The 12,040-nt window shown below is 73.3% G+C and carries 11 protein-coding genes; 6 read left to right on the top strand and 5 right to left on the bottom strand.

Features of this window, described 5'->3' with window-relative positions:
• The first annotated feature begins 83 nt into the window (after positions 1 to 83).
• Positions 84 to 866: a dienelactone hydrolase family protein gene (locus ACIRL2_RS07965; protein ID WP_402230890.1), complete on the top strand. Its 783-nt coding sequence runs from the start codon at positions 84 to 86 to the stop codon at positions 864 to 866.
• Positions 867 to 882: 16 nt separating this feature from the next.
• On the opposite strand, the gene ACIRL2_RS07960 is transcribed toward ACIRL2_RS07965, so the two are convergent.
• The 3 genes from ACIRL2_RS07960 to ACIRL2_RS07950 form a co-directional block, all read right to left on the bottom strand.
• Complete coding sequence (locus ACIRL2_RS07960; protein ID WP_395858584.1) at positions 883 to 1,686, bottom strand: IclR family transcriptional regulator; 804 nt, start codon at positions 1,684 to 1,686, stop codon at positions 883 to 885.
• 128 nt (positions 1,687 to 1,814) lie between these two features.
• The gene (locus tag ACIRL2_RS07955) at positions 1,815 to 3,980 is read right to left on the bottom strand and encodes a SpoIIE family protein phosphatase (RefSeq protein WP_395859301.1); all 2,166 of its coding nucleotides are present in this window, start codon (positions 3,978 to 3,980) and stop codon (positions 1,815 to 1,817) included.
• 45 nt (positions 3,981 to 4,025) lie between these two features.
• The gene (locus tag ACIRL2_RS07950; RefSeq protein ID WP_395858583.1) at positions 4,026 to 6,587 is read right to left on the bottom strand and encodes a SpoIIE family protein phosphatase; all 2,562 of its coding nucleotides are present in this window, start codon (positions 6,585 to 6,587) and stop codon (positions 4,026 to 4,028) included.
• Positions 6,588 to 6,917: 330 nt separating this feature from the next.
• Between ACIRL2_RS07950 and ACIRL2_RS07945 the strand changes: the two genes are divergently transcribed.
• Together ACIRL2_RS07945 and ACIRL2_RS07940 are read left to right on the top strand one after the other, a co-directional pair.
• Entirely contained in the window at positions 6,918 to 7,550 is a 633-nt protein-coding gene (locus tag ACIRL2_RS07945; protein WP_402230886.1) for a hypothetical protein, read from the top strand.
• The gene (locus ACIRL2_RS07940; protein ID WP_395858581.1) at positions 7,537 to 8,211 is read left to right on the top strand and encodes a class F sortase; all 675 of its coding nucleotides are present in this window, start codon (positions 7,537 to 7,539) and stop codon (positions 8,209 to 8,211) included. The genes ACIRL2_RS07945 and ACIRL2_RS07940 overlap by 14 nt, the downstream gene beginning before the upstream one ends.
• A gap of 207 nt (positions 8,212 to 8,418) precedes the next feature.
• Here ACIRL2_RS07940 and ACIRL2_RS07935 read toward each other — a convergent pair whose 3' ends face one another.
• Positions 8,419 to 9,207 carry an NAD-dependent epimerase/dehydratase family protein gene (locus ACIRL2_RS07935; RefSeq protein ID WP_402231541.1) on the bottom strand — a complete coding sequence of 263 codons (789 nt, stop codon included), beginning with the start codon at positions 9,205 to 9,207 and terminating at the stop codon, positions 8,419 to 8,421.
• Positions 9,208 to 9,257: 50 nt separating this feature from the next.
• Here ACIRL2_RS07935 and ACIRL2_RS07930 point away from each other — a divergent pair, with 50 nt between their 5' ends.
• The 3 genes from ACIRL2_RS07930 to ACIRL2_RS07920 all read left to right on the top strand — a co-directional run bounded on the left by ACIRL2_RS07930 (position 9,258) and on the right by ACIRL2_RS07920 (position 11,193).
• Complete coding sequence (locus tag ACIRL2_RS07930) at positions 9,258 to 9,569, top strand: TetR-like C-terminal domain-containing protein (protein ID WP_402230883.1); 312 nt, start codon at positions 9,258 to 9,260, stop codon at positions 9,567 to 9,569.
• A 111-nt stretch (positions 9,570 to 9,680) separates the two neighbouring features.
• Positions 9,681 to 10,145: a hypothetical protein gene (locus ACIRL2_RS07925; protein WP_331770643.1), complete on the top strand. Its 465-nt coding sequence runs from the start codon at positions 9,681 to 9,683 to the stop codon at positions 10,143 to 10,145.
• A 127-nt stretch (positions 10,146 to 10,272) separates the two neighbouring features.
• Positions 10,273 to 11,193: an aminoglycoside phosphotransferase family protein gene (locus ACIRL2_RS07920; RefSeq protein ID WP_395858578.1), complete on the top strand. Its 921-nt coding sequence runs from the start codon at positions 10,273 to 10,275 to the stop codon at positions 11,191 to 11,193.
• A gap of 130 nt (positions 11,194 to 11,323) precedes the next feature.
• Here the strand turns inward: ACIRL2_RS07920 and ACIRL2_RS07915 are convergent.
• A partial coding sequence (locus ACIRL2_RS07915) for an NUDIX domain-containing protein (RefSeq protein WP_402230880.1) occupies positions 11,324 to 12,040 on the bottom strand: 717 nt, incomplete at its 5' end.

The following is a 12,040-nucleotide window of genomic DNA, read 5'->3' as shown; positions in this document are numbered from 1 at the left end:
GGGCGTACCAGGGTGGGATGTGGCGGCCTCGTATCCCGTGCCACCCGCCGCACCGCAATCGCCTGGATGTCGAGGACCTCGAGATGAACGACTCCCACGACCACGACCACGGTCTCGGCTCCGGCCGATGGATCACCGTGCCGACCGGCGACGGTCCGATGCGGGTCTACGCGGCACACCCGCACGGCCCCGACGGCGGCCACGACAACCCCACCGCCCGAGTCGCCGGTGCCGTCGTGGTGCTCCAGGAGGCGTTCGGAGTCAACGAGCACATCCGGGACATCACCCGCCGGTTCGCCGCCCGCGGCTACCTGGCCCTGGCACCCGACCTCTTCCATCGCAACGGGGTGCGTACGCTCGACTACGAACAGCGCGCCGAGGCGATGTCGCTGATCGACGCGATCGGCCCGGCGGCGATCGCCCTCGACATCCGCGCGGTGTTGGCCCACCTCGCCGAGCACGAGTCGATCGGCACCGGCCGCACCGCACTGGTCGGCTTCTGCTTCGGGGGCCGGGCCGCGTTCACCGCGGCCACAGCGATCGCCGGCCTCGCCGGCACCGTGGTCTTCTACGGAACGGGCATAGCCTCGGGGCCGCACGCCGTACTGGGCCGGGCCAAGTACCTGGACGCACCGCTCCTGCTGCACGTGGGAGCCGAGGACTCGACCATTCCCGCACCCCGGGTCGAGGCGATCGACGAAGCGCTGCGCGCGGCCGGCGCGAACTTCGAGAGCCACGTGTACCCGGACGCGGGTCACGCCTTCGCGTGCGAGGCCCGCCCGCAGCTGTACCGTGCCCGGGCCGCCGAGACCGCGTGGGCCCGTACGTACGCCTTCCTCGATCGCCGACTGCCCGTGATCGGCTGACCGCGCCGAGCCGTCCCTACAGGCCCATCCGGGCCACCTGGGCGGACAGTTCGGCGGCCGCGGCGCAGACGGCCGCGACGTACTCCGGCACCCGATCGTCGGAAACCCGGTGCGACAGCGCGGCGATGCTCACCGCGGCCACGACGGCGCCGTCCTCGCGGCGCACGGGGGCGCCGATGCCCAGCACGTCCGGGTCGAGTTCACCGCGCGCCACCGTGTACCCCTCGGCGCGGATGTCGGCGAGGCGTCCGCGCAGTTCGTCGGGATCGGTGACGGTGGCGTCGGTGAAACGGGGGAGCGGGCGGGCGAGCAGTCGCTCCACCTCGGCGTGATCGGCCCAGGCCAACAACGGCAGCGCCGCGGCGCCGGCGTGGACGGGCAGTACCTGACCGCGCTCGTAGGACAGGCGCAGCGTGTGTGTCGCCTCCTCGCGTTCGAGGCACACCACCGCCTCGCCGGCCCGCCGGGTCAGCAGCACCGGCTGGCCGACCGCGCGGGCCAACCCGCGCATCAACGGCCGGGCCAGGTCGGACAGCCCGACCCCCTTGCGGGCCAGCCGGGCCAGGTCCAGCACCCGCGGCCCGAGCCGGAAACCGGAGCCGCCGTCGTTCTCCTCCAGGAACCCGTTGGCGGTCAGGCTCTGCAGGTAGCGGTACGCGGTGGAACGGGCGACGCCCAGGTGTTCGGCGACCTGGTTCGCGGACACCGCGAGTCGCTCCTCGTCGAACAGCAGGAGGATGTCCAAAGCGCGATCCGCGGTGGAGTTGCGCCCGCGGTAGGCCTGGCCATTTCCTGTTTCCCGGGGAATGGTTCCTGACATGCGAAAACGGTATCAGCGGGGGCGCCGGCCGCGGCCCGCCGAACTCCCCGCCGCGCCGGTCCCGGTCGGTTGGAGCGGCCGGATCGGCGATTGCCCGGAACGGGGCGAGCCGGTCGGCGCGCGCCGGGTCAGCCCTGTGCGGGCAGGGACTGCTCCGCCCAGATCGTCTTGCCGTCACCCGTGTAGCGGGTGCCCCAGCGCTGGGTGAACTGGGCGACCAGGAACAGCCCGCGCCCGCCCTCGTCGGAGGTGCGCGCGTGGCGCAACCGGGGGCTGGTGCTGGTGGCGTCGGACACCTCGCAGATCAGCGTGGCGTCGCGGATCAGCCGCAGGCGGATCGGCCCCGAGGCGTACCGGATCGCGTTGGTGACCAGTTCGCTGACCACCAATTCGGTGGTGAACGCGATGTCGTCCAGTCCCCACTCGGCGAGTTGCCGTCCGGCCAGCGTGCGCGCCTCGGCGACGATGGCCGGATCGGCGGGCAGGTCCCAGGACACCACCTTCGAGGAGTCGAGCGTGCGGGTGCGCGCGACGAGCAGTGCCACGTCGTCCCGCGGCGGATTGTGCGACAGGGTGCCCAGGACCGAGCGACACAGCTCGTCCAACGGTCGGTCGGGGTCGGCCAGCGACGCGCACAGTCGGTCCATCCCGAATTCCACGTCCCGATCGCGCGTCTCGACCAGACCGTCGGTGTAGAGCACCAACAGGCTGCCCTCGGGCAGTTCGAACTCGGCCGATTCGAACGGCAGGCCGCCCAGGCCCAGGGGCGGTCCGGCGGGCAGGTCGAGGAACTCCACCGCGCCGCCGGGCCGGACCAGAGCGGGCGGCGGGTGCCCGGCGCGCGCGATCGTGCACACCCGGCCGACCGGGTCGTATACCGCGTACAGGCAACTGGCGCCCAGCGCGGTGGTGTCCACGCCGCCCTCGCCGATGCCCTCCTCGTCGACGAACCGGATGACCAGGTCGTCGAGGTGGGCGAGCAACTCGTCCGGTGGCATGTCCAGATCGGCCAGCGTGTGTACGGACGCGCGCAACCGGCCCATCGTCGCCGCGGCGTGCGTGCCGTGCCCGGCCACGTCGCCCACCACCAGCGCGACCCGCGCCCCGGACAGTGGGATCACGTCGAACCAGTCGCCGCCGACCCCGGCCCGGTCGTCGGCGGGCAGGTAGCGACTGGCCACCTCGACCGCGGTCTGTCGAGGCAGCCCGTGCGGCAGCAGGCTGCGTTGCAGGGCCAGTGCGGCGGCGTGCTCGTGGGTGAAGCGGCGCGCGTTGTCGATGCACACGGCGGCGCGCGAGACGAACTCCTCGGCCAGGATCAGGTCGTCACCCTCGAACGGGTCGGGGGTGTCCCGGCGGAAGAAGTGCGTCACGCCCAGGATGGTGCCGCGGGCCCGGATCGGGACCACCATCATCGAGTGCAGACCCACCGTGCGGGTCCGGTCCGTGGACACCGTGTCCTCGGCCAGCCAGGGCAGGATCTCCGGGTCCAGGACCGGTTCCAGGACCGCCTTGCCGTCGACCAGGCAGCGGGCGCCGGGGGAGTTGGGGGCCACCGGGGCGGGCTCGCCGATCCGGGCGATCGACTCGGCCAGGTTGCCGCCCGCCCCCGCCGCCGCACCGTCGCGCCCCTCGCGGGCCGAGCGCTGGCCGAGCCGGATCAGCTCGGGGTTGTCCCGGCGGACCGGGCCCGGCGCCGGCTCGACTCCGCTGAGCACCGGCTCCAGCAGGTCGACCGCGACGAAGTCGGCCAGGTCGGGGACCGCGACGTCGGCGAGTTCCTGCGCGGTGCGCGCGACGTCCAGGGTGGTGCCGATCCGCGCGCCGATGTCGCTGAGCAGCGCGAGCCGCTGCCGGGCCCGCCACCGGTCGGTCACGTCGATCACGAGGTAACACACCCCGGCCGGCGCCCCCGCGCCGTCCTCCAGCCGGAAGAACGAGGTCGAGTACGCGTGCACGTGGTCGGGATCGCTCGCGGTGCGGCCCTGGTACTCGTGGTCGATCAGCGGGACGCCGGTCTCCAGCACGTCGCGCATGACCGCCTCGATGGTCTCGGCCGGCAGGCCGGGCAGCACCTCGCTTATCCGCCGACCCAGCCGCAGCGCGCGCGGGATCCCACCGCTGCGTTCCAACTGGTCGTTCAGCCACACGCAGCGCAGCTCGCGATCGACCACCGCCATGCCGATGGGTGCCCGGTTGAGCAGGTGGTCGAGCAGCGCCCGGTCCGCGCCCCAGGGCACGGCGGACGCGTCGGCACCGCCATCGTCGGCACCGGCGGTGTGGGGTGTGCCCATCAAGCCCTCCTGTTCCTCCTCTTTCCATGGTCGCGCGTTTGCCGCTCAGCGCAGATCGGCCGCCGCTCCCGGGTCCGTGCCGGTTCCGGCCGACCCCGGCGGCCCGTCCCGGGGCGCCGGCCAACGGGTCAGCAGTACGGCCACGTCGTCGGCCCGCTCGGTCAACCTGCCCGCGTCGCGCAGCATTCGATCCGCGAGCTCGGCCAGGCTCGCGTCGGCGGCGCGCGACAGGGACGCGCGCATGCGGTCGATGCCCAGGTCCAGGTCGGCGCCGACGTCCTCGACGAGGCCGTCGGTGTACAGCGCCAGGACCGAGCCGGGATCCAGGGCCAAACGGGTCACCGGGTACTCGGCGGCCCGATCCACCCCGAGCAGGGTGCCGCCGGCCAGCTCGAGCACCGTGGTCCGCCCGTCCGGGCCGCGCAGCAGCGGCGGCGGATGACCCGCCCGCACCGCCTCGGCCGTGCCGTGGGCCGGGTCCAGTTCGATGTAGCAGCAACTGGCGAACAGGCCGGTGTCCAGATCGGCGAGCAGCCGGTTGGTGCACCGGACCACTTCGTCGGGCCGCTGCCCGCCGGTGGCGAACGCCCTTACCGCGCTTCGCAGTTGACCCATGATGCCGGCCGCGGCCACGCTGTGCCCCTCGACGTCGCCGATCACCAGGACCACCCTGCTCCCGGTGTCGATCACGTCGTACCAGTCGCCGCCGATCTCCATGCCCTGAGTGCCGGGGAGGTAGCGGGCGACCACCTCCAGGTTCGGCAGATTCGGCAGCCGGTGCGGGAGCAGCGCGTGTTGGAGACCGCGGGCGAGGGCGAATTCCGCGTCGTAGAGCCGGGCCCGCTCCAGCGCCTGGGCGATCAGGCCGCTCAGCGCGGTGAGCACCGAGCGCTCCTCGGGGGTGAACGCGTGCCGCCGGTCGAAGCCGAGGATGCAACTGCCCACCGGGCGGTCCGAGGCGATCAGCGGCAGGAACGCCCACGCGGACATCTCGTCGAGCGGGATGCCCGGATACGCCGCGGACAGCTCCTCCGCCGATTCGAAGAAGATCGGCACGCCCTGGGTGAGCGCCTCGACGCCGGGCAGCGCGGCGTCGAGTCGTACGCCCTCGAACCGGTCCAGGAAGCCCTCGGGATAGCCGGTCTGCAGGGCCAGGAAGAAGCGCTTGTCTTGGACGATGTAGACGGCCAGTTCCCGGCCGCCGAACGCGGGCAGGATCTGGTCGGCGACCACCTCGCACACCTCGCCCACCGACACGGCCTCGGTGAGCGCGCCGGCCATCTGGAGCACGTGGTAGATCGCGCCGAGCCGGGGTGGCGCGGCCTCGGTGTCCACCCGGGTCGCCTCGCCGCCGACCGTGCCCCCCGCACCCGGCGGCGCGCCCACCGGGACCACCTTGCCGGTCAGGCCGTACGGGTCCGGATACAGCGAGAAGGCCAGCCAGCGGTCGCGCGGGGTGCGGGCCAGGAAGGATCCGGGCTGTTGGGACAACATCGCCGCCCGATAGCGGTCCTCGTAGGAGGGGTCGGCCAGCCACGGCAGCGCATCCCACGGGGTGCGGCCCAGCACGTCCTCCACCGCGACGCCGAGCAGGTCCGCGAGGTTGCGGCTGGCGTAGGTGATCCGGCCCTCGGGGTCGAGCGAGAACACGCCGTCGCGCAGCCGCTCCACCGCCTCGGCCGCCGCCGCCCCGGTGCCCAGGTCCAACACCGCGCCCACCAGGTGCCGCGCCCGACCGGCGACCTCGTCGTCGGGCACCCGCCCCCACACCTCCAGGGGGCGGTTGGCGCCGTCGGGGCCGGTCACCTGGAGTCGCCAGGCGAGTACCCGGCCGGTGCGCACGGCCTGCTGCGCGGCCTCGCGGAACTCGCGCCCGCCGCCGGAGACCACCCGGGCGGCCAGCGTCGTCGCGCGTCGATCGAAGCGGGCCGGGTCGACGCCGAACAGCTCGCACAGTTCCTCGTCGGCGTCGAAGTCGCCGGTGGCCACATTCCAGTCGAACAGGCCGACCCGGATCAGCGGGAAGGTGTTGGCGGGCAGCAGCGTCACCGTCGGCGGGCCGTCGTACTCGATGCGCGCGCCGCGGTCGGCCCGTGCGCCCAGCGCGTTGCCCAGCCGCTTGGCCGCCGCGCGCAGTCCTCGGCGCCGGGAGGCGGGCAGGCCCCGGCCGGGCGAGGCGGGCCACATCACCGTCACCACGCCGAACGTCTCGGTGCCCGCACGCACCGGCGCGGACGCGGACGCGTAGGCGTACGGCATGCCCAGCGCCAGTTGCGGGAAGCGCCGCATGGTGTCGCCGTCGTCGGCGAGGAAGACCGTGTGCCCGGTGCGGTACGCCTCGGGGGCGGGCAGCGCGCCGGTCACCGGGACTCGGCTCCACGGGCCGAGCAGCGACACGGCCAGCCCGGCGACCTTGGCCAGTACCAGCGAGCGCCGATCGGGCGAGCGCAGGTAGACCACCCCGGCGTAGGCGCCGGTGGCCCGCACCGCCATGTCCAGCGAGGTCGAGCACTCGGCCAGGATCGCGTCGGGCTCCTCGTGGCGATCGGCCTCGGTCCGCAACGCGCGAAGGGGATGGGAACCGGGTCCGGGCACGGTTCCGGTCATGGGCGCCACCCACGTCCGTGGGCCGGGCGTCTTTCCACCGTGCGGCGCGGCGGCCGCTCCGCTGCTTGCGCGCGCATAGTCTCGGAGTACGCCTGCGCGCAGCCGATGTCAAACGGGCGCAATCGTGGTGAGACAGGCATATCGCCGAGTGTGGCACGGGTGCGGTGACGGACCGCGACGGGCGCCGCACGGTGGGGCATACGGGTGAAATCAAGGCGGGGCGGCGCGTGTCGCCGGTGGGGCGATGTGTGGGCGCGTCACGGTCGAAATGTCCCGTCTTCAGGTGATTCGACGATCCGTCGTCCACCCTCCCCGTGGAGTGCCATTGTGATGCCATCCCCCAGCCCCAGTCCGTCCCCCCGCCTACGGCGGCTGACCGTCGCCGCGATCGCGGCGGGCGCCGCCACGTTCGCCGGTGCCGGCACGACGCACGCGCTCCCGATGGCACCCGGGGACAACGGAGACGTGAAGGTGCACAAGAGCACCACTTCGCCGACGAACCAGAGCAACGAGCCCAAGGTGTGCCAGTTCCACCTGGCGGCCTTCAACTTCGACGGACTCCAGGCGGTCACGTACACGATCGCCGCGCAGCCGGCCGACGGCAACGGGACCGTGCTCGGCGGCAACATCACCCTCGCGGCGGACGGGACCGGGCACACCTCGACGCTGTCGCTGCCGAACGGGCAGTACAAGCTGGTGTGGACCTTCGAGGGCGAGCAGGGGGCGGGCAAGCAGAAGGTGTTCCAGGTCGATTGCCCGAACGGCACCACCAACGGCGGGACCACGAGCGGCAGCACCGGCGGGCGGCCGGTGGGCAGCGTCAACGCCGGTGGCGGCGGTGGTAGTTCGCAGGTCGACACGGGTGAGGTGACGGCCGGCCTGCTGGTCGGGGGCGTGGCCCTCGGTGGCTTCGGCTTCTACCTCCACCGTCGTCGCCGGGCCACCGGCGATGGGTCGAACTGAACCCAGGCCGGCGCACCGCAAGCGTCGCTCCGGCCCGTTCGCGGCCGGAGCGACCGCGTTGGCGCTCGTCGTCGGACTGTGGCTGGTACAGCACGGAACCGGTGACGGCACGGTCGAGCGGCCGCCGGCTCCCGTCTCGGACGTGGCGCCCGCTCGCGCCCGCGTCCCGAACGACGCGGGACACCGGGTGGACGTCACCCCGATGTCGGCGTCGGTGGCCACCCGGATCAAGATCCCGTCGATCGGCGTCAACGCGCCGATGAGCCCGCTGGGCATCGGTCCGGACCACCGGCTGGCCACGCCCCCGGTGGGCAACAAGAATTTGGTCGGTTGGTATCGCGACGGCGTCGCCCCCGGCGCCCGAGGAAACGCGATCACCGTGGGCCACGCGGACACCCGCTCGGGCCCGGCGGTGTTCTTCAAGCTCGGCCTGCTCCGGGTGGGCGATCGCATCGAGGTACAACGGCGGGACCGACACACCGCGGTCTTCTCCGTCGACGCGGTCCGGTCCTACCCGAAGGACGACTTCCCGGACGACGTCGTCTACGGCCCGACCGACGCCGCCGAGCTGCGGGTGATCACCTGCGGCGGTCGCTACGACAAGCACACGGGCTACGCCGCGAATGTCGTCGTCTTCGCGCACCTGACGGGCAGCCGCTGAGATATCCCGGGGGCTGCTCGATACGCCCGCGACGCCCGACCCGCACCCGCCTTCGCGCGGGGCGGGATCGGCGCGGGCGTATCGGCCCGGCCGCCGCCCCGGGCTCGGGTCGTCCGAGTCCCGGGCGGCGGCCGAGGAGCCGAGCCCGCCCGGACTCGGCGCGGGTGCCCGTGCGGCGGCGGGGTCGGGGCGGACGCGAATCGACCGTCAGGCGTTCGCGGCGCGGAACCAGGCGACGGTGCTCGCGATCGCCTCCGCGTGCGGGGTCGCGGGCAGCGGTCCGAAGGTCTCGGTGAACTTGGTGGAGTCGACCACGAACGGGCGGTCGTGCTGGTACCAGGTCTCGCCGAGGGCGCGCACGGTCGGATTCACCAGGCCGAGCACGCGCTGCATGGTGCGGCTCACCGAGGCGGACTTGTCCGGGCCGCCCGACTCGGCGAAGACCAGATCGAGGAACCGCCGCCCGGTCAGCGGCTCGGCCGTGGGGATGTGCCACACCTGTCCGTCCGCCCGCGCGTCCTCGCCGAGCAGGACCAGACCCTTGGCGAAGTCGGGGAGGTAGCTGAACGAGTGCGGCTGGTCCAGGGGCCCCACCCAGCGCGCGACCTTGCCCCGCACCGCCGCGCCGAACACGGTCTCGCCGACCGTGGTGTCGACCCCGCGCGGGCCGTAGTAGTCGGACGCGCGCCCGATCGCCACCCGCAGCTCGCCGGCCTCGTGCGCGGCCGGCAGCGAGCGCGCCATCGCGGCCCGGACCCGGCCCTTGGGATTGCTCGCGGCGGACGGCATGTCCTCGGTCATCGGCGCGCTCACCGGCCCGTACGCGAACAGGTTGTCCGCGAAGACCAGCTTGGCCCCGGCGGCCGCCGCGCCGCCGCGGATCGCGTCGGTCATCCGCGGAAACTCGCTCACCCACGCGGTGTAGGCCGGAGCCGCGCAGTGGTAGACCACGGCGGCGCCGGCGCAGGCCGCCTTCGCACCGTCGGTCGTGGCGATGTCGCCGCGTCGGACCTCGACGCCGTCGGGAACGGTGAGCGCGCCACCTGATGTTCGGCCGCCCGATCGCCGACTACCGTCCCGACGAGGCGGATCTGGCCCGGATCCAGGGCACCTTCGAGACCCTGGTGCGCACCGTCGAGCGCTGCGTGGCCGCCGGCCGGTTCGCGCCGACCGATCCGTACGACACGGCCACCCATCTCAGCGCCCTGGTGCACGGCCTGGCCGGCCTGGAACTGCGCGGCGCGCTGGGCGACGAGGAACGGGCCGAGCACCAATGGCGGGTCGCGCTGGAGGCGGCGTGCCGAGGCCATCGCGCGACACCCGGAGCCGTCGTGTCGGCGGCCGACGCGTCCGGCTGACGTCGGATCGGATCTCCCCGGCCGGCGCTCGCGCCGAAATCCGCTCGCCGTTGTCGGTGCGCTTGCCTACGCTCGTGCCATACCACGCGACGACACCTCGGGGGAACCCTCATGAGCATGCCGAACTACACCCAGGACCCACTGGTTCGACTCGACCGCCACCGGATCGAGTTCACCACCTACCCCGGAGACCACGCCGCACTCGGCTTCGTCGCCACCCGCGCGACCTGCTCGTGCGGTACGTGGGCCTCGAACCGCCCGTGGGAGCGCGGCGATCACCTGCGCGCGTTCGGTCGGCACATGAACGACGTCCAGGTGATCGCGCACACCGTGCCCCGCGAGTACGAGCAACTCGCGGTGGTGCCGCTGCGCTGCGTGGACGCCGACCGGGCCGCGGCCGTGGTCCGCGACTGGCCGGAACCACAGGACGCCGAACACGGGTTGTTCCGGCGCGAGGAGACCGTGTTCATCGCCTACCGGGACGGCGAGTTCCCGTGCTCCGTCGCGGTCTGGGCGCATCTGCGAGGCCACGTGAGCGACGTGTACGCCGGGCGCCTGTTGCGTGACGTGTCCTGACCGATCCGGCCGGCCGCAACGCACGGGTAGGCTGAGACCATGATTTGACGCCTGCCCGGCTGCCGGGCACCCCCATCACCTCCTTCGTACCCGTGAGAATCCGGAACCCACGAAGGAGAAACCCGATATGAGTACGTCGATTTCCGTCGGCGTTCCCGCCGCTTTCGCCCGCTCCTACGGCCGCCAGGGCGCCCACGCCCTGGCCTGGCTCGACGCGCTGCCGAGGCTGGCCGCGGACACCCTGGATCGCTGGTCGCTGCGGCCGGACGGCCCCGCCGGGCACGGCATGGCCGCGCTGGTGCTGCCGGTGACCCGCGCGGACGGCACACCGGCGGTGCTGAGACTCCAGCAGCCCACCGAGGACAACGCCGGTGTCGCGCTCGGTCTGCGGACCTGGAACGGCGACGGCGTCGTGCGGCTGCTCGACCACGACCCGGACGACGGCACCATGCTGCTCGAACGACTGGACGCGACCCGGTCGTTGTCGTCGGTGCCCGATGACGACGACGCGATGCGAACCCTCGCCGAGTTGATGGCACGCCTGGTGGCGGTGCCGGCGCCGGCGGGCCTGCGGCACCTGGCGGACATCGCCTCGGCCATGCTCGACGAGGTGCCGCGTGCGGTGCCGGCCCTGCGCGACCCGGCCGAACAACGCCTGGTGCGCACCTGCGCGGGCGCCGTCGCCGAATTGATCGGCGAACCCGGCGACCGGTTGCTGCACTGGGACCTGCACTACGACAACGTCCTCGCCGCGGCGCGCGAACCCTGGCTGGTGATCGATCCCGAACCGCTGGCCGGCGACCCGGGGTTCGAGTTGTGGCCGGCGCTGGACAGCCGATGGGCGGACGCGGTGGCCGGCGGTGACGTGACCCGCACGGTGCTCCGCCGCTTCGACCTGTTGACCGAGGTCCTGGACCTGGATCGGCGGCGGGCGACCGGGTGGACGCTCGGCCGGGTGCTCCAGAACGCGCTGTGGGACATCGAGGACGGCGAGACCGCGCTGAACCCCGCGCAGGTCGCCGTGGCGGAGGCGCTGCTGGGCAGATGACGCGCGGCCGTGGATGGGCGCCCCGGTGCGCGGGGTCTTCGGCGCCGATCGCCGGGGTGGGGCCGCACCTGCGGGCCCGCCGTACCGTCTCCGCTCGGGGTCGGTACGGCGGGCGAGGGCGGTGCCGGGGCTATCGGTTCGCGGCCGGGCCGACGATCGGGTCCGACCGGAACGGGCCGTCCAGGGCCGCCCATTGGAGCAGCATGATGGTCTTCGCGTCGGCGATGGAGCCGTCCCGGATCATCGCGAGCGCGTCGGCGAAGGGAAGTTCGAGGACGCTGATGTCCTCGCCCTCGGCGGCGATCCCGCCGCCGGCGTCGGTGGCGGTCCCCGAGCCATAGGGCGCGGCGAAGAAGTGCACGCGTTCGGTGACCGAGCCGGGGCTCATGTAGACGGCGAAGACGTACTCGGGTTTGCCGACGGTGTGTCCTGTCTCCTCCGCCGCCTCGCGCCGGATGGCCTCCTCGGGGCTGTCGCCGTCGAGCAACCCGGCGGCGGTCTCGATCAGCATCCCGTCGGGGTGCCCGTTGACGTAGGCGGGCAGGCGGAACTGGCGGGTGAGCAGCACGGTGCGGCGATCGGCGTCGTAGAGCAGGATCGTGGCGCCGTCGCCCCGGTCGTAGTTCTCACGCTGCTCACGACTCCAATGCCCGTCGGCGTGTCGGTAGTCGAAGGTGGTCTTGCGCAGTACGTACCAGTCGCAGGCCAGTACCTCGACGTCGCGGATCCGCACCCTCGGGTTGCCGGTCGGGGGGGGGGGGGGGGCGCCCCCCGCCCCCCCCCCCCCCCCCGCCCCGGGGGGGGGTGCAGCGCAGAAAAGCGATGCGGGGGGGGCGGCGCGCCTAGC

The sequence above is a fragment of the Embleya sp. NPDC127516 genome (assembly GCF_044765325.1).
In the GTDB taxonomy this organism is placed as follows: Bacteria; Actinomycetota; Actinomycetes; order Streptomycetales; family Streptomycetaceae; genus Embleya.
This window is presented reverse-complemented; position numbering and strand designations above follow the sequence as displayed.